At 72.7% G+C, this 24,885-nt stretch carries 21 protein-coding genes and 1 pseudogene; 13 read left to right on the forward strand and 9 right to left on the reverse strand.

Annotated features, from left to right (window positions below):
* The 5 genes from ACZ7FF_RS20575 to ACZ7FF_RS20595 all read left to right on the forward strand — a co-directional run.
* On the forward strand, positions 1-437 hold a 437-nt coding region (locus tag ACZ7FF_RS20575), incomplete at its 5' end, for an alpha-glucosidase C-terminal domain-containing protein (RefSeq protein ID WP_470813673.1).
* Positions 434-2,152, forward strand: coding sequence for a maltose alpha-D-glucosyltransferase (treS, locus tag ACZ7FF_RS20580; protein ID WP_470813674.1), 1,719 nt, complete (start codon positions 434-436; stop codon positions 2,150-2,152). The genes ACZ7FF_RS20575 and treS, both read left to right, overlap by 4 nt.
* Positions 2,153-2,183: 31 nt before the next feature.
* Positions 2,184-3,548, forward strand: coding sequence for a maltokinase N-terminal cap-like domain-containing protein (locus tag ACZ7FF_RS20585; RefSeq protein WP_470813675.1), 1,365 nt, complete (start codon positions 2,184-2,186; stop codon positions 3,546-3,548).
* Between the two features lie 4 nt (positions 3,549-3,552).
* Positions 3,553-5,760 (forward strand): 1,4-alpha-glucan branching protein GlgB, encoded by a 2,208-nt coding sequence (gene glgB / locus ACZ7FF_RS20590; protein WP_470813676.1) that lies wholly within the window; start codon positions 3,553-3,555, stop codon positions 5,758-5,760.
* An 89-nt stretch (positions 5,761-5,849) separates the two neighbouring features.
* A complete protein-coding gene (locus ACZ7FF_RS20595) occupies positions 5,850-6,938 on the forward strand; it encodes a glutamate--cysteine ligase 2 (protein WP_470813677.1) in 1,089 nt (362 codons plus the stop codon).
* Between the two features lie 8 nt (positions 6,939-6,946).
* On the opposite strand, the pseudogene ACZ7FF_RS20600 reads toward ACZ7FF_RS20595, so the two are convergent.
* Positions 6,947-7,173, reverse strand: a pseudogene (locus ACZ7FF_RS20600) (DUF6480 family protein).
* A 151-nt stretch (positions 7,174-7,324) separates the two neighbouring features.
* On the opposite strand from ACZ7FF_RS20600, the gene ACZ7FF_RS20605 reads away from it, so the two are divergent.
* The 4 genes from ACZ7FF_RS20605 (at position 7,325) to ACZ7FF_RS20620 (ending at position 13,822) form a co-directional block, all read left to right on the forward strand.
* A complete protein-coding gene (locus ACZ7FF_RS20605) occupies positions 7,325-9,223 on the forward strand; it encodes an AMP-dependent synthetase/ligase (protein ID WP_470813678.1) in 1,899 nt (632 codons plus the stop codon).
* 152 nt (positions 9,224-9,375) lie between these two features.
* Entirely contained in the window at positions 9,376-9,810 is a 435-nt protein-coding gene (locus tag ACZ7FF_RS20610; RefSeq protein ID WP_470813679.1) for an ATP-binding protein, read from the forward strand.
* A gap of 198 nt (positions 9,811-10,008) precedes the next feature.
* Positions 10,009-11,382: an NAD(P)/FAD-dependent oxidoreductase gene (locus tag ACZ7FF_RS20615; RefSeq protein WP_470813680.1), complete on the forward strand. Its 1,374-nt coding sequence runs from the start codon at positions 10,009-10,011 to the stop codon at positions 11,380-11,382.
* A gap of 217 nt (positions 11,383-11,599) precedes the next feature.
* A complete protein-coding gene (locus ACZ7FF_RS20620; protein WP_470813953.1) occupies positions 11,600-13,822 on the forward strand; it encodes an FUSC family protein in 2,223 nt (740 codons plus the stop codon).
* Positions 13,823-13,837: 15 nt separating this feature from the next.
* Here ACZ7FF_RS20620 and ACZ7FF_RS20625 read toward each other — a convergent pair whose 3' ends face one another.
* The gene (locus ACZ7FF_RS20625) at positions 13,838-14,680 is read right to left on the reverse strand and encodes a SigB/SigF/SigG family RNA polymerase sigma factor (RefSeq protein ID WP_470813681.1); all 843 of its coding nucleotides are present in this window, start codon (positions 14,678-14,680) and stop codon (positions 13,838-13,840) included.
* Positions 14,681-14,913: 233 nt separating this feature from the next.
* A complete protein-coding gene (locus ACZ7FF_RS20630) occupies positions 14,914-15,345 on the reverse strand; it encodes an ATP-binding protein (RefSeq protein WP_470813682.1) in 432 nt (143 codons plus the stop codon).
* Positions 15,346-15,489: 144 nt separating this feature from the next.
* On the opposite strand from ACZ7FF_RS20630, the gene ACZ7FF_RS20635 reads away from it, so the two are divergent.
* Both ACZ7FF_RS20635 and ACZ7FF_RS20640 read left to right on the forward strand, forming a co-directional pair.
* Positions 15,490-15,732, forward strand: a complete 243-nt coding sequence (locus ACZ7FF_RS20635) for a hypothetical protein (protein WP_470813683.1) — start codon at positions 15,490-15,492, stop codon at positions 15,730-15,732.
* A 265-nt stretch (positions 15,733-15,997) separates the two neighbouring features.
* On the forward strand, positions 15,998-16,453 hold the full coding sequence (locus ACZ7FF_RS20640; RefSeq protein ID WP_470813684.1) for a cyclic nucleotide-binding domain-containing protein: 456 nt from the start codon (positions 15,998-16,000) through the stop codon (positions 16,451-16,453).
* A 4-nt stretch (positions 16,454-16,457) separates the two neighbouring features.
* On the opposite strand, the gene ACZ7FF_RS20645 is transcribed toward ACZ7FF_RS20640, so the two are convergent.
* Both ACZ7FF_RS20645 and ACZ7FF_RS20650 read right to left on the reverse strand, forming a co-directional pair.
* On the reverse strand, positions 16,458-17,762 hold the full coding sequence (locus ACZ7FF_RS20645; protein ID WP_470813685.1) for an MFS transporter: 1,305 nt from the start codon (positions 17,760-17,762) through the stop codon (positions 16,458-16,460).
* 83 nt (positions 17,763-17,845) lie between these two features.
* The gene (locus ACZ7FF_RS20650; protein ID WP_470813686.1) at positions 17,846-18,460 is read right to left on the reverse strand and encodes a LysE/ArgO family amino acid transporter; all 615 of its coding nucleotides are present in this window, start codon (positions 18,458-18,460) and stop codon (positions 17,846-17,848) included.
* 64 nt (positions 18,461-18,524) lie between these two features.
* Between ACZ7FF_RS20650 and ACZ7FF_RS20655 the strand changes: the two genes are divergently transcribed.
* Together ACZ7FF_RS20655 and ACZ7FF_RS20660 are read left to right on the forward strand one after the other, a co-directional pair.
* A complete protein-coding gene (locus ACZ7FF_RS20655; RefSeq protein ID WP_470813954.1) occupies positions 18,525-19,412 on the forward strand; it encodes a LysR family transcriptional regulator ArgP in 888 nt (295 codons plus the stop codon).
* Positions 19,413-19,753: 341 nt separating this feature from the next.
* Positions 19,754-20,005, forward strand: a complete 252-nt coding sequence (locus tag ACZ7FF_RS20660; protein ID WP_470813687.1) for a WhiB family transcriptional regulator — start codon at positions 19,754-19,756, stop codon at positions 20,003-20,005.
* A 95-nt stretch (positions 20,006-20,100) separates the two neighbouring features.
* Here the strand turns inward: ACZ7FF_RS20660 and ACZ7FF_RS20665 are convergent, their stop codons facing one another.
* The 4 genes from ACZ7FF_RS20665 to ACZ7FF_RS20680 form a co-directional block, all read right to left on the reverse strand.
* On the reverse strand, positions 20,101-21,936 hold the full coding sequence (locus ACZ7FF_RS20665) for a sensor histidine kinase (protein ID WP_470813688.1): 1,836 nt from the start codon (positions 21,934-21,936) through the stop codon (positions 20,101-20,103).
* Positions 21,933-22,637, reverse strand: a complete 705-nt coding sequence (locus ACZ7FF_RS20670; RefSeq protein WP_470813689.1) for a response regulator transcription factor — start codon at positions 22,635-22,637, stop codon at positions 21,933-21,935. The genes ACZ7FF_RS20665 and ACZ7FF_RS20670 overlap by 4 nt, the downstream gene beginning before the upstream one ends.
* A 20-nt stretch (positions 22,638-22,657) precedes the next feature.
* On the reverse strand, positions 22,658-23,398 hold the full coding sequence (locus ACZ7FF_RS20675; RefSeq protein ID WP_470813690.1) for a L,D-transpeptidase family protein: 741 nt from the start codon (positions 23,396-23,398) through the stop codon (positions 22,658-22,660).
* A 64-nt stretch (positions 23,399-23,462) separates the two neighbouring features.
* The gene (locus ACZ7FF_RS20680; protein WP_470813691.1) at positions 23,463-24,884 is read right to left on the reverse strand and encodes a M1 family metallopeptidase; all 1,422 of its coding nucleotides are present in this window, start codon (positions 24,882-24,884) and stop codon (positions 23,463-23,465) included.
* Position 24,885 lies beyond the last annotated feature (1 nt).

Genomic DNA, 24,885 nt, shown 5'->3' on the forward strand with positions numbered 1-24,885 from the left:
TGGACTCGGAGAAGTACCAGCTGAGGCCCCGCGACTGGGAGGCGGCCGAGAAGGAGGGCCGCACCATCGCCCCCCTCGTCACCCGGCTCAACGACATCCGCCGCCGGCACCCGGCGCTACAGCGCCTGCGGAACCTCCGCTTCCATCAGACCGACAACGACGCCGTGCTCGCCTACAGCAAGAGCACGGGGACGGACACGGTCATCGTGGTCGTCAACCTCGACCCGCATCACACCCAGGAGGCCACGGTCTCGTTGGACATGCCGCAACTCGGCCTGGACCGGCACGCCGCCCTGCCCGTGCACGACGAACTGACGGGCGAGACGTACCACTGGGGCAGGACCAACTACGTGCGTCTCACGCCCGGCCGGGCGCCTGCGCACGTGCTCCACGTCGGGCGTTCGACGCCCCAGATCGGAGGGCCCGCAGCTTCATGACCGTCAACGAACCCGTGGTGGACACCTTCGAGGACACTCCCGCCAAGGACCGGGACCCGGACTGGTTCAAGCGCGCCGTCTTCTACGAGGTCCTGGTCCGCTCCTTCCAGGACAGCAACGGCGACGGCGTCGGTGACCTGAAGGGCCTGACCGCCAAGCTCGACTATCTGCAGTGGCTCGGCGTGGACTGCCTGTGGCTGCCGCCGTTCTTCAAGTCCCCCCTGCGGGACGGCGGTTACGACGTGTCCGACTACACCGCGGTGCTCCCGGAGTTCGGCGACCTCGCCGACTTCGTGGAGTTCGTGGACGCCGCCCACCAGCGCGGCATGCGCGTGATCATCGACTTCGTCGTGAACCACACCAGCGACCAGCACCCGTGGTTCCAGGAGTCCCGCGAGAACCCCGAAGGTCCCTACGGGGACTTCTACATGTGGGCCGACGACGACAAGCAGTACGAGGACGCGCGGATCATCTTCGTCGACACCGAGGCCTCCAACTGGACCTTCGACCCCGTGCGCGGCCAGTACTACTTCCACCGCTTCTTCTCCCACCAGCCGGACCTCAACTACGAGAACCCGGCGGTGCAGGAGGAGATCCTGGCCGCCCTGCGCTTCTGGCTGGACCTGGGCATCGACGGCTACCGCCTGGACGCGGTCCCCTACCTCTTCGCGGAGGAGGGCACCAACTGCGAGAACCTGCCCGCGACCCACGAGTTCCTGAGGCGGGTGCGCAAGGAGATCGACGCGATGTACCCGGACACCGTGCTGCTGGCCGAGGCCAACCAGTGGCCCGAGGACGTCGTCGACTACTTCGGCGACTACCCGAGCGGCGGCGACGAGTGCCACATGGCGTTCCACTTCCCCGTCATGCCCCGCATCTTCATGGCCGTACGCAGGGAGTCGCGCTACCCCGTCTCGGAAATCCTCGCCAAGACCCCGCCCATTCCCGCCAATTGCCAGTGGGGCATCTTCCTGCGCAACCACGACGAGCTGACACTCGAGATGGTCACCGACGAGGAACGCGACTACATGTGGGCGGAGTACGCCAAGGACCCGCGGATGCGCGCCAACATCGGCATCCGGCGGCGCCTGGCACCGCTGCTCGACAACGACCGCAACCAGATCGAGCTGTTCACCGCGCTGCTGCTGTCCCTGCCCGGCTCGCCGATCCTGTACTACGGCGACGAGATCGGCATGGGCGACAACATCTGGCTCGGCGACCGCGACGCCGTCCGCACCCCCATGCAGTGGACGCCCGACCGCAACGCCGGCTTCTCGTCCTGCGACCCGGGACGCCTCTACCTGCCCACGATCATGGACCCGGTCTACGGCTACCAGGTCACCAACGTCGAGGCCTCGATGTCCTCGCCGTCCAGCCTGCTGCACTGGACGCGCCGCATGATCGAGATCCGCAAGCAGAACCCCGCCTTCGGACTCGGCTCGTTCACGGAACTACAGTCGTCGAACCCGGCGGTGCTCGCCTTCCTGCGCGAGTACGGCGACGACCTCGTGCTGTGCGTCAACAACTTCTCCCGCTTCGCCCAGCCCACCGAGCTCGACCTGCGGGCCTACGACGGACGCCACCCCGTCGAGCTGATCGGCGGGGTGCGCTTCCCCGCCATCGGTGAACTGCCCTACCTGCTCACCCTGCAGGGTCACGGCTTCTACTGGTTCCGGCTCACCCGAGTCGCATCCCGCATCGGCCGCCGCCGCTGAACGTCCGGCGCCGAGGAAAGGACGCGTCACCATGCCGAAGACCATCACCGCCCGGCCGAGAACCACGGCCGGCGTCGAGGCGCCCTTGGCCTCGCTCGGCGGGCTGTTGCACGAGTGGCTGCCGAGGCAACGCTGGTTCGCGGGCAAGGACCGCCCCGTCACCGATCTGTCGCTGCTCTCCGTGACCGAGCTGTTCCCGGGGTGCCTGCACCTGCTGGTGCACGCCTCGCACGCCCCGGTGCCGCCCCCCGGCGGCACTCCCCCGCCCGGCGACTGCTACCAACTGCTGCTGGGGCTGCGCGAGCACCTCGCGCCGCGGCTGGAGCGGGCCTTCATCGGGCGCGCCGAGGTGGGCCCGTTGGCCGGGTTCGCGGTGTACGACGCACTGCACGACCCGCGCTCGGCCCACCTGCTGCTGGAGCGGCTGCGGCAGCCCGGCACGGCGGGCCCGCTGCGTTTCGACGCGGACCCCGCCGTCCACCTGCCCGGGGGGCTTCCGCCGCGCCTGCTGGACGCCGAGCAGTCCAACACCTCGCTCGTGTACGGCGACGCGTTCATCCTGAAGGTCTTCCGCCGTATCCAGCCCGGGGTGAACCCGGACCTGGAGGTGTCGGCCGCGCTGGCCGCGCAGGGCTGCACCCGGGTGCCCGCGCCGGTGGCCTGGTTCACCACCACCTCGCCGCGTCCGGCGACGCTCGGTGTGCTCCAGCCGTTCCTGCCGGACGCCACGGACGGCTGGACGCTGGCGCTGCGGGCGCTCGCCGCGGGCGACGACTTCACCGCCGAGGCCCGCGAGCTGGGCCGGGCCATGGCCGAGGTGCACCTGGCGCTGGCCGAGGCCTTTCCGCCGGCCGGGCCCGGCGAGAACGGCCGCACGGCCGAGGAGATGTGCGCGCGGCTGGAGGCCGCTGCGCACGCCGTGCCCGGGCTGAAGCCGTTCGTGCCCGGGCTGCGGGCCGCGTTCGGGGCGCTCGCCACGTGTGACACCGGGCCGGCCGCCCAGCGCATCCACGGCGATCTGCACCTCGGGCAGGTGCTGCGGGCGGGCCGCGACTGGTTCGTGATCGACTTCGAGGGAGAACCGTCCAGGCCGCTCATCGAGCGGCGGGCCCCGCAGTCCCCGGTGCGGGATGTGGCCGGGATGCTGCGCTCCTTCGACTACGCGGCCCGGCAGCGCCGCCCCTGGCGACCCGAGTGGGCGCGCCGCTGCCGGGAGGCGTTCTGCGCGGGCTACGCGGCCCGCGCCGGCTGGGATCCACGCAAGAAGCACGCGCTGCTGCGCGCGCACGAGACGGACAGGGCGGTGTACGAGGTGTTGTACGAGGCGAGACACCGGCCGGACTGGCTGCCGGTCCCGATGGCCGCGATCAAGCGACTCGCGGTGTGGGGAGGCTGACGACATGGCACTGCGCGACTCTTCGCTGCCGGAGGCCGCGGGCCCCGTGCCGCCCGCGGCCCTCGCGCTCGACCCCGGCGACCGGGGCCGCCTGCTGGGCGGCGCACACCACGATCCGCACGCCCTGCTGGGCGTCCACCCGGTCCCGGAGGGCACCCTGTTCCGGGCGCTGCGCCCCAACGCCCGGGCGGTCAGCGTCCTGGTGGACGGGGTGCGCGAGCCGCTCGCCTCGGAGGGCGGTGGGCTCTTCGCCGCCGTCCTGCCCTACCCGGAGATCCCGTCGTACACCCTGCTGGTGACGTACGACGGCGAGGAGCAGGAGGTGCACGATCCGTACCGCTTCCTGCCCGCGCTGGGCGAGCTGGACCTGCACCTGATCCGCGAGGGCCGGCACGAGGAGCTGTGGCGGGCGCTGGGCGCGGAGCCGATGACCCACCAGGGCGTGGCCGGCACCCGGTTCACCGTGTGGGCGCCCAACGCCCAGGGGGTGGGCGTCGCCGGGGACTTCACCTACTGGGACGGCACGCAGTACCCGATGCGCTCGCTCGGCGCGTCCGGGGTGTGGGAGTTGTTCCTGCCGGGGATCGGCGAGGGCGCCCGCTACAAGTTCCGGATCACCTCCCGCTACGGGCACGGCTTCCTCAAGGCCGACCCGATGGCGCGGTGCACGGAGGTACCGCCGGACACGGCGTCGGTCGTGACGGCGTCGCGCTACGAGTGGGGTGACGCGCAGTGGATGGCGCACCGGGGCGACACCCCGGTGCACGAGGCGCCGTTCTCGGTGTACGAGGTGCATCTCCCGTCCTGGAAGCCCGGATCGACCTATCGGCAGCTCGCCGAGGAACTGCCCGGTTACGTCAGGGAGATGGGCTTCACACACGTGGAGCTGATGCCGGTCGCGGGGCATCCGTTCAGCGGTTCGTGGGGCTACCAGGTCACCTCGTACTACGCGCCCACGCCCCGCCTCGGCTCGCCCGACGACTTCAGGTACCTGGTGGACGCGCTGCACCGGGCCGGCATCGGCGTGATCATGGACTGGGTGCCGGCGCACTTCCCGAAGGACGACTGGGCGCTCGCCCGGTTCGACGGGGACCCGCTGTACGAGCCCGGGAACCCGCTGCGTGCCGAGCACCCCGACTGGGGGACGTACGAGTTCGACTACGGGCGTACCGAGGTGCGCAACTTCCTGGTGGCGAACGCCGTGTACTGGTGCGAGGAGTTCCACATCGACGGCCTGCGGGTGGACGCCGTCGCCTCCATGCTCTACCTCGACTACTCGCGGGACTCGGGCCAGTGGGAGCCCAACGTGTTCGGCGGCCGGGAGGACCTGGACGCGGTCGCGTTCCTGCAGGAGATGAACGCCACCGTGTACCGGCGCTGCCCGGGTGTGGTCACCATCGCCGAGGAGTCCACCGCGTGGGACGGGGTGACCCGGCCGACCGACGGCGGCGGGCTCGGGTTCGGGCTGAAGTGGAACATGGGCTGGATGCACGACTCGCTGCAGTACATCCAGAAGGAGCCGGTGCACCGCAGGTACCACCACGACGAGATGACCTTCTCGATGGTGTACGCCTACAGCGAGAACTACGTGCTGCCCATCTCCCACGACGAGGTGGTGCACGGCAAGCAGGCGCTGGTGTCGAAGATGCCGGGCGACTGGTGGCAGCGGCGCGCCAACCACCGGGCGTACCTGGGCTTCATGTGGGCCCACCCCGGCAAGCAGCTGCTGTTCATGGGGCAGGAGTTCGCCCAGGGCGCCGAGTGGTCCGAGGCCCACGGCCCGGAGTGGTGGCTGCTGGACGACGAGTACCACTCCGCGGGTGACCACCGGGGCGTCCAGGAACTGGTCCGGGACCTGAACGCCCTGTACCGGGCGACGCCTGCGCTGTGGCAGCGGGACACCGACCCGGGCGGGTTCCGGTGGCTGCTGTGCGACGCGGCGGACGACAACGTCTTCGCGTTCCTGCGGTTCGCGGCCGACGGCACCCCCCTGCTCGCGGTCTCCAACCTCTCCCCCGTCGTCCGGGAGGACTACCGCCTCTGGGTGCCCGACGAGGTGCCCGCCTGGCAGGAGGCGCTCAACACCGACGACGTCCGCTACGGGGGCGGCGGAGTCGGCGCCGGTGCGCCGGGGGCGCTCAAACCGGAGGACGGGTTCCTCCGGCTCACCCTGCCGCCGCTCGCCACGGTGTTCCTCACCCCCCTGCGCTGACTCGCAGGTGTCGACGGCCGCCCCAGGGGCAGTCGGGGTCGTACGAACCCATGACTGCCCCTGCCGGCAGGGATGAAGGGCGGCACCGCGTGCGCACCGTCGGAGTGGAGGAGGAACTTCTTCTGGTCGATCCGGACAGCGGCGACCCGAAGGCGCTGGCGTCGGCCGTCCTCGCCCGTGCCGCCCGTGACCATCCCGGGCAGGACGTGTTCGAGAAGGAGCTGTTCGGGCAGATGCTGGAGTTCGCGACGCATCCGCAGGCGGAGATGGCGGACCTAGGCGAGGAGATCGTGCGCTGCCGCAAGGAGGCGGCCCGGCACGCCGGGCAGATCGGATGCGCGGTCGCCGCGCTCGCCACCTCTCCGCTGCCGGTGAGTCCCTCCCTCACGGTGAACGAGCGGTACGAGTGGCTGGCCGAGCGGTACGGGATCGGCACCCGGGACCAGCTGGTCTGCGGCTGTCATGTGCATGTATCGGTGGAGTCGGACGAGGAGGGCGTGGCGGTCCTCGACCGGTTGCGGCCGTGGCTTCCGGTGCTCTGCGCCATAAGCGCCAACTCGCCGTTCTGGCAGGGCCGCGACACCGGCTACCACAGTTACCGGACCCGGGTGTGGGGGCGCTGGCCGTCGGCCGGGCCGACCGAGCTGTTCGAGTCGCCGGCGCGGTACCACCGGCGGGTGGCGGACATGGTGGACACCGGCGTCATCCTCGACGAGGCGATGGTCTATTTCGACGCGCGGCTGTCGGCCCGTTACCCGACCGTCGAGATCAGGGTGTCGGACGTGTGCCTGTGCGCGGACACCGCCCTGCTGATCGCCACGCTGACCCGCGCCCTGGTGGAGACGGCCGCCCGGGACTGGCGGGCCGGGCGGCCGCCGCTCGACCACAGCGTGAGTCTGCTCAGACTGGCCGTCTGGCAGGCCGCCCGGTCGGGGCTGGACGGGGAACTCCTCGACCCGGCGACCCTGCGCCCGCGGCCCGCCGGGGAGGTGCTGCGGTCCCTGCTGGAGCACACCGGGGACGCGCTCACCGGGACGGGGGACGCGGCCCGCGCCGAGGAGGGCGTCGCGTACGTGCTGCGGCGCGGCAACGGCGCGCGCGAGCAGCGGCGGCTGATGGAGCGGACCGGCAACCTGCGGGGTGTCGTCACCGAGTGCGTGCGGCACACCCAGGGGTGAGGGGCAGCTCAGAAGATCAGGGCCAGGGCGTACGCCAGGAAGAACGCGGCGATCACCACGACGAGGATGATGATCAGCGTCACCGGCGTCTTCGACCACCCTCTGCGTCCGGCTGCCGGGGCCCGGCCTCGGGCATGCTGCTCTCGGCGGGCGGGGTCTCACCGGGCGGGACCGAGCCGCCGGGCTCCAGCCCGGTGGTGCGTTCGGGTTCCGGATCGGGGTTCACATGACTCATGTCTGCCGAGTCCCCAGGACACGCCCAGATCATCAGCCGATCACGACTTCCCCGTTCCCGGCACCGAACGCGCCCACCTGGGCTAGATTCGAGCACCGCCGACAACAGAGCCGATCGGCGGAGTGACCCTCTGTACACCCAGGAGCAGCGCATGCGGGACGTCGCCCTCGCTCCGGCCGCCACCCCACCGCTCACCGGCGGCCTCGCCGACAGCGTCTTCGACCTCGCGGACGTGGATCCCACCCGCCCGGTGCTCGCGCGCCGGGCCGGGCCCGCCGCCACCGGGTGGCACGAGGTGACGGCCGTGGAGCTGCGGGACGAAGTGGTCGACCTGGCCAAGGGACTGATCGCGGCCGGGGTCTCACCCGGCCACCGGGTGGCCCTGATGGCCCGCACCCGCTACGAGTGGACGGTGCTGGCGCACGCGTTGTGGGCGGTGGGCGCCGAGGTCGTGCCCATCCATCCGTCCTCCTCGCGGGACCAGGTGGAGTGGATCCTGCGGGACGCCGGCTGCGTGGCCGTGGTCGTCGAGGACGAGCAGGGCGTCATGACCGTCGGCACGGTGTGCACCCGGCTGCCCCGGCTGCGGAACGTCTGGCAGCTGGACGCGGGCGCGGTGGACGACATCGTCGAGCGCGGCACCGTCGTGCCGTACACCACGGTGGAGTCGTTGCGCCGGCTCGTGCTGCCCGACTCCACGGCGGCCGTCGTCTACACCTCGGGCACCTCGGGCCGCCCGATGGGCTGCGCGCTGAGCCACCGGGGGCTCGCCTACCCGTGCGACGTCCTGCTGGCCGGCTGGGGGCACACGGCGGCGCCGCCGGGCGAACAGCCGTCCGTGCTGGCCTTCCTGCCGTTCTCCCATGTCTACGGCATCATGATCATGCTCACGTGTGTGCGCGGCGGCGTCCTGATGGCGCACGAGCCGGAACTGACCGAGACGGCGCTGGCGTCGGCGCTGACCACGTTCCGGCCGACGTATCTGTACGGCGTTCCGTCGGTGTTCGAGAAGCTGTACAAGAACTTCCTTCGGGTGGCCCAACAGACGGGCCGAGGCGCCCTGTTCGAGCGGGCCGCGGGGACCGCGCGGGAGTTCGCCGCGGCCGAGGAGCGCCGCCGGCTGGGCCGGGGGCCGGGCCCCGGGTTCGAGCTGAGGGTGCAACACGCCCTGTACGAGCGGACGGTGTACCGCCGGCTGCGGGCCGCGCTGGGCGGGAGGGTGGTCCGCGGCACCTCCGGCGGCTCCTCCCTCGACCGCGACCTGAGCCTGTTCTACGAGGGCATCGGCGTGTACCTCCACGACGGGTACGGGCTCACCGAGTCCTCCGGCGGGATCACGATGCAGCCGCTCGGCCTGGAGAAGTCCGGGACGGTGGGCAGGCCGCTGCCGGGCACCGAGGTCCAGGTGGCCGACGACGGGGAGATCCTGGTGCGGGGGCCGTCGGTGTTCCAGGGCTACGTCAGCGACGAGGCGGCGACCCGGTCCGCGCTCCGCGGCGGCTGGCTGGCCACGGGGGACATCGGACGGCTGGACTCCGAGGGCTATCTGGCGATCACCGGACGCAAGAAGGACATCATCGTCACCAACGGCGGAAAGAGCGTGGCCCCCGCCCCGCTGGAGCAGCGGCTGCGCATGCACCCGCTCGTCCACCAGGCGGTGGTGGTCGGCGACGACCGGCCCTGTGTGGGCGCCCTGATCACCCTGGACCCGGAGTTCCTCGCGCACTGGCGGGCCGCCCTGGCGCTGCAGGGCGACGTCGCGGGCCGGGAGACCCGCGAGGAGAACGCGCTGCGGGAGGAGATCGCGCGGGCCGTCTCCTCCGCCAACAGTGCGGTGTCCCGCGCGGAGTCCATCAGGGTCTACCGTGTCCTGCCGGAACCGTTCGCGCCGGACAACGGACTGCTCACACCGTCCATGAAGCTGCGCCGGGACGCGATAGCACGGCACTACGCCGGCGAGATCGACGCGATGTACCAGGCGCGGTCCCGGGCCGGGCGCGGGCCGCAGGAGCCGGCCGACTGGGACGACCCGGACGACGTCTTCCGCTGAGCGGGTACGGGCGGACGGATCGCCGGTCCGGGGCGGACGGATAGTCCGCCCGCCAGGGGGAACCCGCAGCGCAACGAGAGATCGGCGACGACGACCGGCCCGGCCGAGGGGCAGTGGCAGACCCCTCTCCGGCCGGGCCCGGGGAATGCGAGATGGTGACGGAGCCGCGTTGGGACGACCCACCCCCCTCGGAGGAGAGGTACGAGCGTACGTTCTCCTTCGGCGGTGAGCTGTGCAACGTCACGGAGGCGCGGCTCGCCGCGGAGGACTTCCTGTGCGCCCTGGCCCGTGCCGCGCCTCCCGGCGCGCACGAGTACTGGGACGACATCCTGCTGGTCGTGACCGAGCTGGCCGCCAACGTCATCCAGTACGCGCCCGGCCCGTTCGACCTGCGGCTGCGGCGCACCTTCGACGGCGTGCACGTGACGATGCGCGACAGCAGCACCGTCAAGCCCGAGCCGCGGCCCTTCCACCCACGGACGGGCGGCGGCGGAATCGGCTGGCACCTGGTACACACGCTGTGCACCCAGGTCAGCGTCGTGGTGCACGACGGCGGCAAGGACATCCACGCGTTCCTGCCCTGGTGAAGCGGGGCGCGGGTGTATCCGCGCGACAACCGGTTACTCCAGGCCCTGCGGGGGCATGCTGGTGCCCACGCACGTTCGTCTGCCTGCCCCGCCCAGCTGGCGGCACGGCTTGGGCCACGGTGGGATCGAGGTGGTGCGCAGCGCGATCCAGGGCATGCGAACGGCGTTGAGTCGGACCGCCTGGAGCCGCAGAAAGGGATGGACACCGTGACACGACCCAGGATCCTGGTGATTGGCGCAGGCTTCGCAGGAGTCGGCTGCGTCCGCCGCCTGGAGCGCAAGCTCGCACCCGGCGAGGCGGACGTCACCCTGGTGACGCCGTACGCCTACCAGCTCTATCTGCCGTTGCTGCCACAGGTCGCCTCCGGCGTGCTCACGCCGCAGTCGATCGCGCTGTCGCTGCGTCGCAGCAGGAGGTACCGCACGCGGATCATTCCGGGCGGCGCGATCGGCGTCGACCTCAAGGCGAAGGTCTGCGTCGTCCGCACCATCACCGACAAGATCGTCAACGAGCGTTACGACTACATCGTGCTGGCCCCGGGGAGCGTGACCCGGACCTTCGACATCCCGGGCCTGACCGAGCACGCCTTCGGGATGAAGACCCTCGCCGAGGCGGCCTACATCCGCGACCACGTGATCTCGCAGCTCGACCTGGCCGACGCCAGCGACGATCCGGCGGAGCGGGCCGCGCGGCTGCAGTTCGTGGTGGTCGGCGGCGGCTACGCGGGCACCGAGAGCGCCGCCTGTCTGCAGCGGCTCACCCACGCCGCCGTACGCCGCTACCCGCGTCTGGACCCGGGCCTGATCAAGTGGCACCTGATCGACATCGCGCCCAAGCTCATGCCCGAACTGGGCGACAAGCTCGGCCGCAGCGCGCAGGAGATCCTGAAGCGGCGCGGCATCGACGTCTCGCTGGGCGTGTCGATCGACAAGGCCGCGGCCGAGGAGGTCACCTTCACCGACGGCCGGGTGGTGCCGACGCACACGCTGATCTGGACGGCCGGCGTGGTCGCCAGCCCGCTGATCGCCACACTGGGCGCGGAGACGGCACGCGGCCGCCTGGTGGTCGACCCCGAGATGACCGTGCCGGGCCAGGACGGCGTGTTCGCCCTCGGCGACTCGGCCGCCGTGCCCGACCTGGCCAAGGGCGACGGCGCGGTCTGCCCGCCCACCGCGCAGCACGCCATGCGCCAGGGGAAGCGGGTCGCCGAGAACGTCATCGCGACGCTGCGGAACCAGCCGCTGTCGCCGTATGAGCACAAGGACTTGGGCCTCGTCGTCGACCTCGGCGGCAAGGACGCGGTGTCCAAGCCGCTGGGCATCGAGCTGCGTGGGGTGCCCGCGCAGGTGGTGGCCCGCGGCTACCACTGGTCGGCGCTGCGCACCAATGTCGCCAAGGCGCGGGTCATGACCAACTGGATGCTGAACGCGGTGGCCGGCGACGACTTCGTCCGCACCGGCTTCCAGTCCCGCAAGCCCGCCCGGCTGAAGGACTTCGAGTTCACCGACTCGTATCTGACGCCGGAGCAGGTGCGGGCCCGGGCGGAGGGCGGCGCGCTCGAGAGCCCGTGAGACGACTCGGGCACCGGGGGCCGCCGGTCCTCCCGCACGGGACCGGCGGCCTCCTCCTCGTCTCCGGTGACCCGGCACGGCGAGCGGGTCGGCAGGGCCCGGGGCCGGTGAGCGGGGGCCGCGTGCGATGCTGGACGGAGATCGATTCGAGGCACGGTTTTCGGACACGGGAGAGCGCGGCGGCGTGAGGTCAGCGGTACGGTCGGGGCGGGTACGGATGTGGGACCGGCTCGCGGCGTCGGATCCCGGGCTCCTCAGGCTCACGGCGGGGCTGCGCACGGTCACGTCGATCGCGCTGACCCTGTTCGTCCTCGGCGTGCTCCGGGTCCCCGTGCCGCTCCTGGTCGCCGGCGCCATCGCGGCGATGGTGTCGACCTTCGCGATCCGGGAGAAGCAGCGTGACCAGCAGGCCGTCACGCTCGCGCTCGGTCTGCTGGTCGCCCTGGCCTCCGTGTCGCTGGGCACGCTGCTCGGTCAACTGGTCGTCGCCGGGGACCTGTTCTTCATCGCCCTCATCTTCGGCGCCGTCTACGGCCGCCGGTTCGGCGACCGCGGCACGGCGCTCGGGCTGATCGGCTTCCAGGTCTACTTCCTGTCCGTGTTCGTGCACGCGACCCCGTCCGTGCTGCCGGAGCTGTACGCCGTCATCTGCATGGCGTTCGGGTGCAGCGCCGCCGCGCGCTTCGTGCTGCTGCCGCAGACCCCGGCGGGCACCCTGGACCGGCTGCGCCGGGCCTTCCGGGCCCGGCTGGCCCAGCTGTTCGACATCCAGGTCGAGCTGCTGGACGCCGGGCCCGACGAGGTGGACAAGGTCCTGGAGGAGCTGCGCACCGGCACCGCGCGGCTGCACGAGACGGCGCTGATGATCCAGGGCCGGCTGGAGGACGGCACCTCCGACGAGGCGGTGGCCCGACTGCTGCAGCGGCGCACCGCGGACGCCGAGATCGCCGCCGAGCGCCTCGGCCTGCTGCTGCTCACCGCGCGCAGCGCCGAGCGGACCGACACCCTCACCCTGCACCTGCCGGGCGCCGCGGTGCCCACCGGGGGCGAGCTGCCCGTGCGGGACGAGGCCACGGCCACGCTGCGCCGGGACCTGCAGGCGCTGCGGCTGCTGGCGCTGCGGCCGTTCGGCGAGGCCTCGGGCACGGCGCTCGCACAGGTCCGCAACCGGCTGCTCGGCTACCGCGAGGAGGAGAACCTGCCGAAGGCCTCCCCGGCCGTGCAGGACGTCTTCCGCGGGCTCGGCGAGGCGGCCCGGGCCGCGCTGGGACTGCGGCTCGCCCTCGACGGGCCGCTGGACGAGTCCGACGACTCCCCCGCGACCGCCCGTTCACGCGAGGAACTGGACGCCGAGGACGCCGCGATCGAGGGCAGCGAGGAGAGCGAGCCCCAGGCGGCGGAGCCGACCGGCCTCGGGCGGCCCACCACCCGGGCGGCGGTGCAGGTCGCCGTCGGCTCCGCCCTGGCCATCGTCGGCGGGGAGCTGCTGTCCAGCCAGCGCTGGTACTGGGCGGTGCTCACCTGCTGGATCGTGTTCATCAACACCTCGTCCACCGGGGAGATCCTGGTGAAGGGCTACCGGCGGCTGCTGGGCACGATGCTCGGCGTGGTGGCCGGCATCGGGCTGGCCGGCCTGGTGGGGCACCACACGTGGACGGCGTTCGGGCTGGTGCTGGTGTTCGTCTTCGCGATGTTCTACACGGCGCCCCTGTCGTACACGCTGATGTCCTTCTTCGTCACGGCGGCGCTCGGACTGCTGTACACGCTGCTGAACACCTACAGCACGGCGGTGCTGGTCCTGCGGGTGGAGGAGACGGCGCTGGGCGCGGCCTGCGGGATCATCGCGGCGGCCGTGGTGCTGCCGATCCACACCGACCGCCGGACGAACGAACTCCTCGTCGGTGTCCTGGACCGGCTCGCCGGCCTCACCCGGGCCGCGGTGGACCAGTTGAGCGGCGGGGCGGGCGGCGATCTGGTGGAGCAGGCGCGCGAACTGGACCAGACGCTGGCCGATCTGCGGGCGGCCACCCAGCCGCTGACCCATCCGATCACCCCGCTGCGCGCCCGCCGGGACACCGCCCGGTACGTGGTGGCGCTGCTGGAGACCTGCGCGTACCACGGGCGTTCACTGGCGGCGACGGCGGAGCTGCTGCCCACGCATCCGTCGATCGCGGCGGATCCCCGGCTGCGCGGAGCGTGCGGGCGCATCGTGCACAACATCGAGGCGATCGCGGAGCACGTGGCCGACCCGCGGTCCACGGCCCGGATCGAGACCGGCTCCAGCATCGCGTCGATGCTGGAGCCGGGCACCCTGCGAACCCCTCGCTACGGCCGGGTCACCGACCGGGTCCTGCGGCACCTGCAGCGCCTGGACGAGGCGGTCTCCGGCCTGGCCCGCCCGCTGGGCGCCGGCGCGGAGGCCGCACCGCCACGGCGGTGACGCCTGCGGCGCCCTTCACACGGCCCCGCCGTGGCGGCGGCCCAGCGCCTCGTCGCGGACGCGGGCGCAGCTGCGGCTGATCAGCCGGGAGACGTGCATCTGGGAGATGCCGAGCTTGTCGGCGATGCGGCTCTGCGTCATGTCCTCGAAGAACCGCATGTAGAGGATGGCCTGCTCGCGTTCGGGCAGGCGGCGCAGCCCTTCCTTGGCGGCCTCGCGGTCCACCACGACGTCGTAGGAGGTGTCCGCCGCGCCGAGCGTGTCGGCGAGGCTGTAGCCGCCGTCGCCGGTGGACAGCTCCGCGTCCAGGGACAGGGTGCTGAAGCTCTCCAGTGCCTCCATGCCGGCGGTGACCTCGTCCTCGCTGAGGCCGGTGTGGGCGGCGACGGCGGCGACGGAGGGCTCGGGGCTGCCGGGGTTCTGGGTCAGCTCACGGCGGGCGACGCGCACCCGGTTGCGCAGTTCCTGCACCCGGCGCGGTACCCGCAGGGCCCACATGCGGTCCCGGAAGTGCCGCTTGACCTCGCCGGTGATGGTCGGCACGGCATAGCTCTCGAACGCCCCGCGCGACGGGTCGAACCGGTCGACGGCCTTCACCAGGCCCAGGGCCGCCACCTGGCGCAGGTCCTCGACGGACTCGCCGCGATCGCGGAAGCGGCCGGCGATCCGGTGCGCCATGGGCAGCCAGGCGCTGACGAGTTCGTCGCGCACGGCGTCCCGCTCGGGACCGTCGTCCAGGTGCGCCAGCCGGGAGAAGAGCTCCGTGGTGTCGGGGGCGTCGTCGTGGTTCCGCCGCGCGGGCGCGGCGGACGGGGCGGCGGGCGTGCCGGGACGGCTTGTCGACATGTCGGTCAGCATGCGGATTCGCTCCTGAACGTTTTCAGGGCACGGCCGGAAAACGGGTTCCGGGTCATGCCCGAACGGTGCTGTCAGGTCGCCGCGGGAATATGCCGCCGAGCCCGCCAGGAGGGGGCCCAGTCAGCCTTCGCTGTTCCCGCTGGGCGCGCGCCTCCGGTCCGAAGCACGAGATTCCGTCTGCCCCCCGCTACCGAGGGCAAACGCCGGTGCGGCCCAAGTCCACCGACGGGTGTTCAGCGGAGCGGTACGACGGCGGTGATGCGCTTGCCTCCGCTGGGCAGTTCCGCGACCCGCACATCCCGGGCCAGCCGGCAGACGATGAGCCAGCCGCGGCCGTGCGGCTGGGAGTGGCCGGGGTCGCCCATGGGCGCGGTGGCCACGGGTATCTCGTCGCTGCGGTCGCTCACCGACAGCCGTACCCCCGCGGAGTCCACGTCGACGTCGAAGCCGGTGATGCCGTCGCCGTGCAGGATGGCGTTGGTGGTCAGTTCCGAGGTGACCAGAAGGGCGTCCTCCATGGCCTGGGCGCCGCACGGGATGGCGCGGTCCCGGCACCGCTCGGCGACCACGTGCCGCACGGTTCTGCGGGCCTCCGCCGGACGGGACGGTGGCCGGCGGGGTTCCCGGAGGGTCGCGGCGGAGCCGGTCCGGTGCTGGTCGGGCATCCTTTCCTCCCTGGGCTTGCCGGGATCGGACGGGCCTGTGCCCGCATCGTGTGGTCTCTCCCCATGCGGCTGACCGCCGACGGCGCCCCCAAACACGTTCGGTGCGGATGCCATCACGGCGGACCGGGCGGGTACCCGGACCCCATGACCGATGTGGTGGACGCGGACGAGTTGTTGCGGCGTATCCAGCGGGGCCGGGACCACGCGGCCGAGGCGGAGCGGGTGTGGGCGCAGCGTGCGCAGGGCCTGACGGCGACCGATCCGGACGGCGCGCGGGAGGCGTCGGTCCGGGCGCGGGCCTACGAGGCGGTCCTGCGGGTGCTGGACGAGATCGTCAGCCCGGGCGGGCCCCCGCCGGCGGAGGAGGGAGCGAGGCGGGTCACGTGAGCTGTCCCGATTTTCGGATCGAACACCAGATGGTTTATCGTTCATCCATACGTGATGCGCGAGTGGGCCGGAGCCTCGCTCCCCGCCGCCCCGCGTCACCGCGAACGGCCCTGGCTGGTCTCCCCCGTCCAGCCAGGGCTTTTTTCTGCCCGGACGGCGGCGGGGCCGGGAAAGCCGCGTCGTTCGAGGTGCCCGGGCCGACGGCAGCGGCTGAAATGGGCTTAGGGAAAGCACCCGAACCGCCGCCGGCGAGGAGCCCCGCGCCATGACCAAAGCGATAAAACTGCTGACCGCCCTGCCCCAGGCGCAGCGAGAGCGCCTGATGGAGCTGGCGAAGGAGATCTCCTTCCCGGAGGACACCCGTATCTTCGAGGCGGGCGGCACGGCCGACCGGTTCTGGGTGATCCGCTCGGGCGCGGTCCATCTGGACCAGCAGGTCACCTCGCGCCAGCGGGTGACCGTGGCCACGCTCGGCGCGGGCGACCTGCTCGGCTGGTCCTGGCTGTTCCCGCCCTACCAGTGGGACTTCGGCGCGGTGGCCTTCAGCAACGTACGGGCCTACGAGTTCGACGGGCCCTCGGTGCTCGCGATCTGCGTGGAGGATCCGCTGCTCGGGCTCTCGCTGGTGCGGACGGTGGCCGAGATCCTCGCCAACCGCCTGGAGACGACCCGCGGGAAACTGATGGACCAGTACGCGCTGCGCCGCCGCAGCGCGTTGTAGGTCCTCAGATCCGGTAGCGGCGCAGCGCCGGCACGGCGGCGGCCAGCGCGAGCATGAGCACGACGACCAGCGCGCCGCCGCCCGCGACGGCGGCGCGCATGCCGAACGCGGAGCCGGCGGTGCCGTGCAGCACGTCGGCCAGGCGCGGGCCGCCCGCCACGACGACCGTGAACACGCCCTGCATCCGGCCGCGCATCTCGTCGGTCGCGGCCGACAGCAGGATCGCGCCCCGGAACACCATCGAGACCATGTCCGCGACACCGGCCGCGGCGAGGAACGCCATGGCGACCCAGAGGTTGCCGCTGAGCCCGAACCCGGCGATGGCCACACCCCAGCCGACGACGGCCCCGATGACCATCCAGCCGTGCCGGCGGGCCCGGGAGAACACGCCCGAGAACAGCCCGCCGAGCACCGCGCCGACCGGGATGCCGGCGAACAGCACACCGAGCGCGAGGCCTTCGCCGTAGGAGTGGTACGTCTGCGCGGCCAGCTGCGGGAAGAGGGCGCGGGGCATGCCGAACACCATGGCCACGATGTCGGCGAGGAAGGACAGCAGCAGCACCTTGTGCAGGGATATGTAGCGGAACCCGGCCGCGATCTCGCGCACCCCGGCGCGGCGGCCCGGGGCGTCGCCGAGCGGCGGCAGCGCGGGCAGCCGGAAGACGGCCCACACCGTCACGCACAGCGCGAGCGCGTCGATGAGGTACAGCTCGGGCAGCCCGATGACCGGGATCAGCATGCCGGCGAGCAGCGGGCCGGCCACGAGTCCGGTCTGCATCACCGTGGAGCTGAGCGCGTTGGCGGCGGGCAGCTCGCCGGCGGGGACCAGGCGGGCGATGGAGGCGTTGCGGGCCGGTGAGTTGAGGCCGAAGAACGCCTGCTGCAGGGCGAGCAGCAGCATCAGCACCACGACGGAGTCGAGTCCGGTGACGGCCTGCGCCCAGAACAGCAGCGAGGTCACCGCGATCCCGATGTTGGTCACCAGCAGCAGTCTGCGGCGGTCCACGGTGTCGGCGACCGCCCCGCCCCACAGGGCGAACACCACCATGGGCACCAGGCCCGCCAGGCTCGCGTAGCCGACCCAGGCGGAGGAGTGGGTGATGTCGTAGATCTGCTTGGGGACGGCGACCGCGGTGAGCTGGCTGCCGACGGCGGTGACGATGGTCGAGGACCAAAGACGCCGGTAGGCCGGGATGCGCAGCGGGCGGGTGTCCATCGCCCAGCGGCGCCAGCCCCGCCGTGGCGGGGCGTCGTCGGCCGCGGGCGTCGCGGTGTCGGTACCGGTACTGCTGCTCTCGCTGGTGTCCACTGATGTCCTGGTTGCTCGCTACATCTTTTCGCTTCGAGAGCCTAACTATTACAGCAAGTCCTTCGCGGAGCGAACTACTTGTCTCAGCCTTCCGTGAGCAGCGAGACGCCGAGCGCCAGCATGGTGACGGCGACCAGGCCGTCCAGGACGCGCCAGGCGCCGGGCCGGGCCAGGAAGCGGCCGAGCAGCCGGGCGCCGAAGCCCAGCGCGGTGAACCAGCACAGGCTGGCGAGCGCGGCGCCGAGCCCGAAGGTCCAGCGCAGCGGCCCACGGTCGGCCGCTAGGGAGCCGAGCAGGAACACGGTGTCCAGGTAGACGTGCGGATTGAGCCAGGTCATCGCCAGGCAGGTGAGCACCGCCCGGCGCCGGGACCCGGCGGCCTCGCCCTCGGCCAGGAGACCGGTGCCGGGGCGCAGGACCCGGCGGCCCGCGAGGAGGCCGTAGCAGAGCAGGAAGACGCCGCCGACGACCGCGATCGCCCTGAGCGCGCCCGGCCGGGCCACCACGACCGCGCCGACCCCGCCGACGCCGAGCGAGATCAGCACCGCGTCGGACAGCGCGCAGATCCCGACCACGGCGAGTACGGCGTCACGGCGCACCCCCTGCCGCAGGACGAAGGCGTTCTGGGCTCCGATGGCGACGATCAGGGACAGGCCGGTGCCGAAACCGGCGACCACAGCGGTCAGGGAGGCGCTCATGCCTTCGAAACTAAGGTTGCCACGGAGCACAAGTACAGCTAAAGATTCTTACGTATCCTTAGCGATCGTGATGGACCTTCCGCTGGAGCAGGTACGGACGCTGCTGGCCGTGGTCGACGAGGGCACCTTCGACGCGGCGGCCGCCGCCCTGCATGTGACGCCGTCGGCGGTCAGCCAGCGGGTCAAGGCACTCGAACAGCGCACCGGGCGGGTGCTCCTCCAGCGCACCAAGCCGGTGCGGCCCACGGAGTCGGGCGCGGTGCTGGTGCGGTTCGCGCGCCAGCTCGCCAGGCTGGAGCGGGACGCCTGGGGCGAGCTGGGGCTGAGCGGCGCCGGGGAGCCGACGCGGGTGTCCGTCGCGGTGAACGCGGACTCGCTGGCGACGTGGTTCCTGCCGGCGCTCACCCGGGTGCCCGGGCTCTGCTTCGAGCTGCGCCGCGAGGACGAGGCCCACACGGCGGCCCTGCTGCGGGAGGGGCTGGTGATGGCGGCGGTGACCTCCTCGCCGGACCCCGTGCCCGGCTGCACCGTCAGCCCGCTCGGCCGGATGCGCTATCTGCCGGTCGGCGCACCGGAGTTCACCCGCACCCATCTCGCCGGGCGGCCGCTGCCGGAGGCCCTGCCCCACTCCCCCGTCGTGGTCTTCGACCGCAAGGACGACTTCCAGGACGCCTTCGTACGACGGCTGGGCAGGGGGTCCGCCGGACCCTTCCGGCACCACGTGCCGACCTCGGAGGGCTTCCTCGACGCGGTCGCCGCCGGCCTCGGCTGGGGCATGGTCCCGGAGGTCCAGGCGGACCCGCTGCTCGCGGAGGGCCGGCTGGTCCTCCTCGCCCCCGGGGAGTGGATGGACGTCACGCTGCACTGGCAGCAGTGGAGGCTCGACTCCCCCGCGCTGGCGGCGCTGGCCGAGGCGGTGACGGCGACCGCGGCCGAGGCCCTGCGGCGCTGACGGGCCGACGGCTGCACGCCCGGCTCCCGCCGGCCGGAAGCGGAGTAACGTGTTCGCGCGGTGCCGCGGCAGCCGGCGGACGGCCCATCCGGTCGTCGCCGCGCAGCCCTCGTCACCGGTGTGCCCGGTCGGGCACGGCCGCCCCCGGGCCGACGGCCCGCGGCGCCCTTTCCCGGCCCGTCGAGCGCGCAACGGCTCCTCCGGGCGTCCGCGCGCGTGGTGACCGGATCGCGTCGTCCCGGCGGCCGCGCCGTTTCACCCCGCCTCGACCGGTCACCCGAACCGAAGAACGAAACACACAAAGGCCACGGACGACTTCGATCAGATCCAGGGAGACTTCCATGGACTACTGGCGCGACCATGCCGCGTGCCGTCACGAGGACCCCGACCTGTTCTTCCCCATCGGCACCACCGGGCCCTCACAGGTGCAGACCCAGCGGGCCAAGGCGGTGTGCGGGCGCTGCCCCGTGACGGAGCAGTGCCTGGACTGGGCGCTGGAGACCGGGCAGAGCATCGGCATCTGGGGCGGTACGACCGATCTGGAGCGCCGCGCCCTGCGGCGCCGCGCCCGCTCCCGGCCGCGCTCGGGCTGAACCGGCGGCTCGCCCCCGGGGCCCCGGCCCGCATCCCGGCCCTCGATGAGGCTGGGACGCGCGCCGGGGCCCTCGCCGTGTCCGCGGACGCGCCCTCACCGCTCCTCGGCCGGCGGTTCCGCGGCCGGCAGCCGCAGGGTGAAGAGCGCTCCCTCGCCCGGCGCGCCCGCCGCCTGCGCGGTGCCGCCGTGGGCGGCGACCAGGTGGCGGACGATCGGCAGCCCTAGGCCGCTGCCACCGGTGCGCCGGCTGCGGGACTTCTCCGCGCGCCAGAACCGGTCGAAGACGTGCGGCAGGTCCTCCGGCGCGATGCCCGCACCGGTGTCGGCGACGGTGAGGACGACGACGTCGCCGTCCCGGCGGGCGGCCAGCGTCACGGTGCCGTCGGCGGGGGTGTGCCGCAGCGCGTTGGAGACGAGGTTGCCGAGCGCCTGGCGCATCCGCACCGGGTCGGCGTCCAGCCAGGCCGCGGGGTCGCAGGCCGTGCCGAGCGACACCCCGGCGGCGTCGGCGGCGACGCGGTGCGCCGCGGCGACCTGGTCGAGCAGGTCGCGTGCGCGCAGCGGCTCGCGGTGCAGCCGGAGCGTGCCGGCGTCGGCCGCGGCGAGGTCCTGGAGGTCGTCGATGATCCGCTGCAGGACGAGCGCCTCCTCGTGCAGGGAGTCCAGCAGGGCCGGGTCGGGGTCGACGACGCCGTCGCGGACGACCTCCAGCCAGCCGCGGATGTTGGTGAGCGGGCTGCGCAGTTCGTGCGCGATGTCGCTGACCATCGCCCTGCGCTGGGCCTCCAGCCGCTCGCGGCGCTCGGCCAGGTCATTGAACGCCTCGGCGAGGATGCCGGTCTCGTCCCGGGTGGTGACCGGCACCCGCACGTGCAGCTCCGGCGGTGCCTGGGCGGCCGCGGTCAGCGCGCGCAGCGGCCGTACCAGCCGGACGGCGACGGCGGCGGTCACGGCGACGGTGACGGCGAGGACCAGTCCGGCCGCGGAGACCACCTTGGCCTTGTTGGCCGGGGACATGTCGAAGCGGGAGGGGTTCTGGTCGCCGATGCCGAGGAAGAGGTCCGCCACCGGCGCGACGTAGGGCTCCAGTTGGGTGCGGCGGGCGGTCAGGACGCAGTGCTGGGCGGCCCGTACGGTCGCGCCCCTGCCCACCGCGGCGTACTTGGCGACCAGGTAGCCGGCGCCGAAGGGGTCCTTGCCGCTGGGGTCGAAGGTGAGGAACAGGGGCCCGCCGAAGTCCAGTCCGGCCTTCTTCAGACAGGGCCGGGCGAGTTGCGACAACGCGTCCAGGGCGGTGCGCTCGGTGGAGGTGGGCGCGTTGAGCTTGCCGTCCTCGCACTCCGTCACCCCAAAGCGGCCGGGGTCGGTGCCGTCGGTGCCAGTGAGCACGGGCCGCCCGCTGGGGGTGCGCACCACCGTGGTCCCCACGCCGAACCGCGCGTAGCACTGCCTGCGCCGGGCGGCCAGCCCGTCCAGGCCGGCGCGTTCCTTCGCGGAGAGCCGGTAGGGGCCCACCACGCGCGGGTCGATGCCGCTGAGCTGGGCGCCGGTCTCCGTGTAGGTGTCGGTGCGCAGCGGGTCGACGGTCGCGGCGGGCCGGGGCGGCAGCGGGGTGCCGCGGGGCGCGGAGTCGGCGACGAGGGTGCGGTCGGACGTGGTGAGGGCGATCCGGCGGCCGGTCCTCGCCGCCAGTTCCCGGACGGTGCGCTGGACGCCGGCCCAGTCGGCGTGGGTGGCCGCGTACCCGCTGAGCTGCGCCAGGATGCTGTTGTCCGCGGCCAGGTCCTGGCCCTGCTCCTCCTTCAGGGCGCTGGTGGTGGTGGTCACCGCGAGCCAGGCGGTGGCCGCCACCGAGCAGACGGCGATCAGGGCGGAGACGAACAGCAGGCGGACGAGCAGCCGTTTGCGCAGCGGGATCCGGCGCTTCACGGCCGCGCGCCGCTCAGCTTGTAGCCGACGCCGAACACGGTGAGCAGCCGCGCCGGGCGCCGCGGGTCGGCCTCGATCTTGCGGCGCAGGTTCATGATGTGCACGTCGACGGCGCGCTCGGTGGACGCCCGGTCGAAGCCGCGGGTGCACTGGAGCAACTGGCGCCGGGAGAAGACCCGTTCCGGCTCGGCCGCCATGGCGAGCAGTATCTGGAACTCGGCCGGGGTGCACTCCACCGGTGCGCCGTCGCAGCGCACTTCGTGGCGCACCGGGTCGACGCTGATCCCGGCGGCCCGGACCTGGGGGTCGTCGCCGCGGGCGGTGGCGCCCCGCCCGCTGCGTCTGAGGACCGTGCGGATCCGGGCCATCAGCTCGCGCGGGCTGTACGGCTTGGTCATGTAGTCGTCGGCGCCGACTTCGAGACCGAGCAGGACGTCCTCCTCGGCGGAGCGGGCGGTGAGCATCACGACGGGGATGTCCGGGCCGCCGGCCCCGCGCAGCTCACGGCAGACCCCGAAGCCGTCGACGACCGGGAGCATCAGGTCGAGGACGAGGAGGTCGGGCCCGAGGCGGCGGGCCGCGTCGAGCGCGGCCGCGCCGTCGTGCACCACCGTGGCGGTGTGTCCCTCGGCCAGCAGGGACCGCCGGATCAGTTCGGCCTGCTTCTCGTCGTCCTCGGCGACCAGTACATGTGCGCACACGGGTTCGGATCCTAGGCGGCTCAGACGGCGAGCCAGTCGGCGTACCCCATCACGACGACCGGATGCCGGTCCGGGTCGAGGGTGCGCAGGAGGTCCTTCATGTGCGCCTTGGCGACGCTGACGCAGCCGTGGGTGGGCCCGCCGTGGTCGACGTGCAGCCAGACTCCCCCGCCGCGCCGGGCGCCGAGGGGGCGGGTCCAGTCCAGGGGCGAGGTGCCGGCCCTGCGGTTGTAGTCGATGGCGATGACGTAGTCGAAGCATCCTTCGAGGGGTTCGCCCTCGAAGCCGCTGCCGGGCGAGTGGAAGCCGCCGGACCGGTGGTACGGGAGTCTGCTGCCGGGGTCGGGGAGCAGGCCGCCGGCGTCGGAGAGGGTGTAGACGCCGAGCGGGGAGCGCAGGTCGCCCAGCATGTGGTGGGCGCTCCAGCCGTGCAGCGCGTTGTGGGCGGGCCAGGCCTCGCCCGCCTGCCAGCCCTCGCTGGTGCGCTGGTGCAGGACGACCGTGCAGACCGGGGAGTCCTTGCCGCGCCCGGTGGCGACGACGACCTGCTCGCAGCGCTCGGGTATCGCGGCCGAGCGGGTGGGGCCGAGTCCGGGTATGCCCTGGGGCGCCTGCTCGGCCCGGAACTCGGTGGAGGGGCTCGCCGTCGGCGCCGGGGGGTTGGATGTCGTCCGGCGCTCGGTAGCCTCGGCTCCGCCGCCGCAGCCGGTGAGCAGCGGCGGGGAGGCGAGGAGTGTGACGGCGGTTCTGCGGTTGATCATATTGTCGACCCTAAGCCGACAATTGTTTGGAACTGGTCAGGGTTCGTTGGGAACTGGTCGGGATTCAGCCGATGTTCGGCTTGCCTTTCGCGTACAGCCAGGTGTGGAACATCCCGTCGAGGGACTTGCCGGACACCCGCTTCGCGAGTTCGACGAACTGCGCGGTGGTCCCGTGACCGTCGCGGTGCCCGGTCGCCCAGGCCCGCAGGATGCGGAAGAAGTCCCGGTCGCCGACGGCCTTGCGCAGCTCGTGCAGGGCCATGGCCCCGCGGGCGTAGACGGGCGTGCCGAAGATGTTCTTGCCGCTGCCCGGGTCGGCGGGCGGATAGGCCCACAGCTCGTTGCCCGCGGGGCGCGCGTAGAGGGCGTCGAAGGCCTTCTGGGCGCTCTGGCCGCCGTGCTGCTCGGCGTACAGCCACTCCGCGTAGGTGGCGAAGCCCTCGTTGAGCCAGACGTCCTTCCAGGCGGTCAGCGAGACGGAGTCGCCGAACCACTGGTGGGCGCTCTCGTGGACGAGGGTGCTGATGTCGGGCGCGGAGTCGTAGAGCGGCCGGGTCTGGGTCTCCAGGGCGTAGCCGACCTTCGCGTGGTCGACGATCGCCCCGGCGTCCCGGAACGGGTACGGCCCGAACAGCTTGCTCTCCCAGTCCAGGACGGAGGGCAGCTGCGCCAGCACCGGCGCCGAGGCGTGCGCCTCCCGGGGGTCGACGGCGTTGTACACCTCGATGCCGTCGTGGGTGGTGTACCGCTGGACCTGGAAGGTGCCGATGGTCGCGGTGGCCAGGTAGGCGGCCATGGGCCGGGTCTCGCGCCAGCGGAAGGTGGTGCGGCCGCCCGCCGTGCTCTGTCCGAGCAGGCGACCGTTGGCGACGGCGGTGCGGCCCTTGGGCACGGTGAGGGTGAAGTCGTACGACGACTTGTCCTTGGGGTGGCTGTTCGCCGGGAACCAGGTCATCGCGCCCTGGGGTTCGCCCGCGACGAAGGCTCCGTCGTCGGTGGGGATCCAGCCGTCCTGGGAGCCGTCCGGGTCGGTGACCGGTTTCGGGGTGCCCTGGTAGGCCACGGCCACGCTGAACCCCTGGCCTGCGCGCAGGGCGTGGCGCGGGGTGACGACGAGTTCCTGCCCCGAGCGCCGGAAGGCCGCGGCACCGCGGTCGACGGTGACGGCGGTGACCTTCAGGCCCTGGAGGTCGAGGTCGAAGCGGGTGAGCCGCTGGGTGGCGCGGGCGGTGAGGACCGCCCTGGCGTCGAGGCCACCGGTGGTGTCGTAGCGGAGCATCAGGTCGTAGTGCCCCACGTGGTAGCCGCCGTTGCCGCTCAGCGGGAAGTACGGGTCGCCCGCGCCGGCCGCGCCGGTCGTGCCCGTCCCCGCCGGTGCTGCGGCGCCGAGGAGCGCCGCCACGGCCACGGGGACGGTGGCCAGGACGGCCCTGCGGCCGGGGACCGCCGCGGGGCGGGGTGCGGGCTGTCTGCGGGATGGCGACACA

It is taken from the genome of Streptomyces sp. NPDC037126 (genome assembly GCF_055605965.1).

Bases quoted from the DNA above. Each gene is read 5' to 3' on its own strand.
- treS (WP_470813674.1), top strand. From the start codon at position 434: ATGACCGTCAACGAACCCGTGGTGGACACCTTCGAGGACACTCCCGCC.
- ACZ7FF_RS20585 (WP_470813675.1), top strand. From the start codon at position 2,184: ATGCCGAAGACCATCACCGCCCGGCCGAGAACCACGGCCGGCGTCGAG.
- glgB (WP_470813676.1), top strand. From the start codon at position 3,553: ATGGCACTGCGCGACTCTTCGCTGCCGGAGGCCGCGGGCCCCGTGCCG.
- ACZ7FF_RS20605 (WP_470813678.1), top strand. From the start codon at position 7,325: ATGCGGGACGTCGCCCTCGCTCCGGCCGCCACCCCACCGCTCACCGGC.
- ACZ7FF_RS20610 (WP_470813679.1), top strand. From the start codon at position 9,376: ATGGTGACGGAGCCGCGTTGGGACGACCCACCCCCCTCGGAGGAGAGG.
- ACZ7FF_RS20615 (WP_470813680.1), top strand. From the start codon at position 10,009: ATGGACACCGTGACACGACCCAGGATCCTGGTGATTGGCGCAGGCTTC.
- ACZ7FF_RS20620 (WP_470813953.1), top strand. From the start codon at position 11,600: ATGTGGGACCGGCTCGCGGCGTCGGATCCCGGGCTCCTCAGGCTCACG.
- ACZ7FF_RS20625 (WP_470813681.1), bottom strand. From the start codon at position 14,680: ATGCTGACCGACATGTCGACAAGCCGTCCCGGCACGCCCGCCGCCCCG.
- ACZ7FF_RS20630 (WP_470813682.1), bottom strand. From the start codon at position 15,345: ATGCCCGACCAGCACCGGACCGGCTCCGCCGCGACCCTCCGGGAACCC.
- ACZ7FF_RS20635 (WP_470813683.1), top strand. From the start codon at position 15,490: ATGACCGATGTGGTGGACGCGGACGAGTTGTTGCGGCGTATCCAGCGG.
- ACZ7FF_RS20640 (WP_470813684.1), top strand. From the start codon at position 15,998: ATGACCAAAGCGATAAAACTGCTGACCGCCCTGCCCCAGGCGCAGCGA.
- ACZ7FF_RS20650 (WP_470813686.1), bottom strand. From the start codon at position 18,460: ATGAGCGCCTCCCTGACCGCTGTGGTCGCCGGTTTCGGCACCGGCCTG.
- ACZ7FF_RS20660 (WP_470813687.1), top strand. From the start codon at position 19,754: ATGGACTACTGGCGCGACCATGCCGCGTGCCGTCACGAGGACCCCGAC.
- ACZ7FF_RS20675 (WP_470813690.1), bottom strand. From the start codon at position 23,398: ATGATCAACCGCAGAACCGCCGTCACACTCCTCGCCTCCCCGCCGCTG.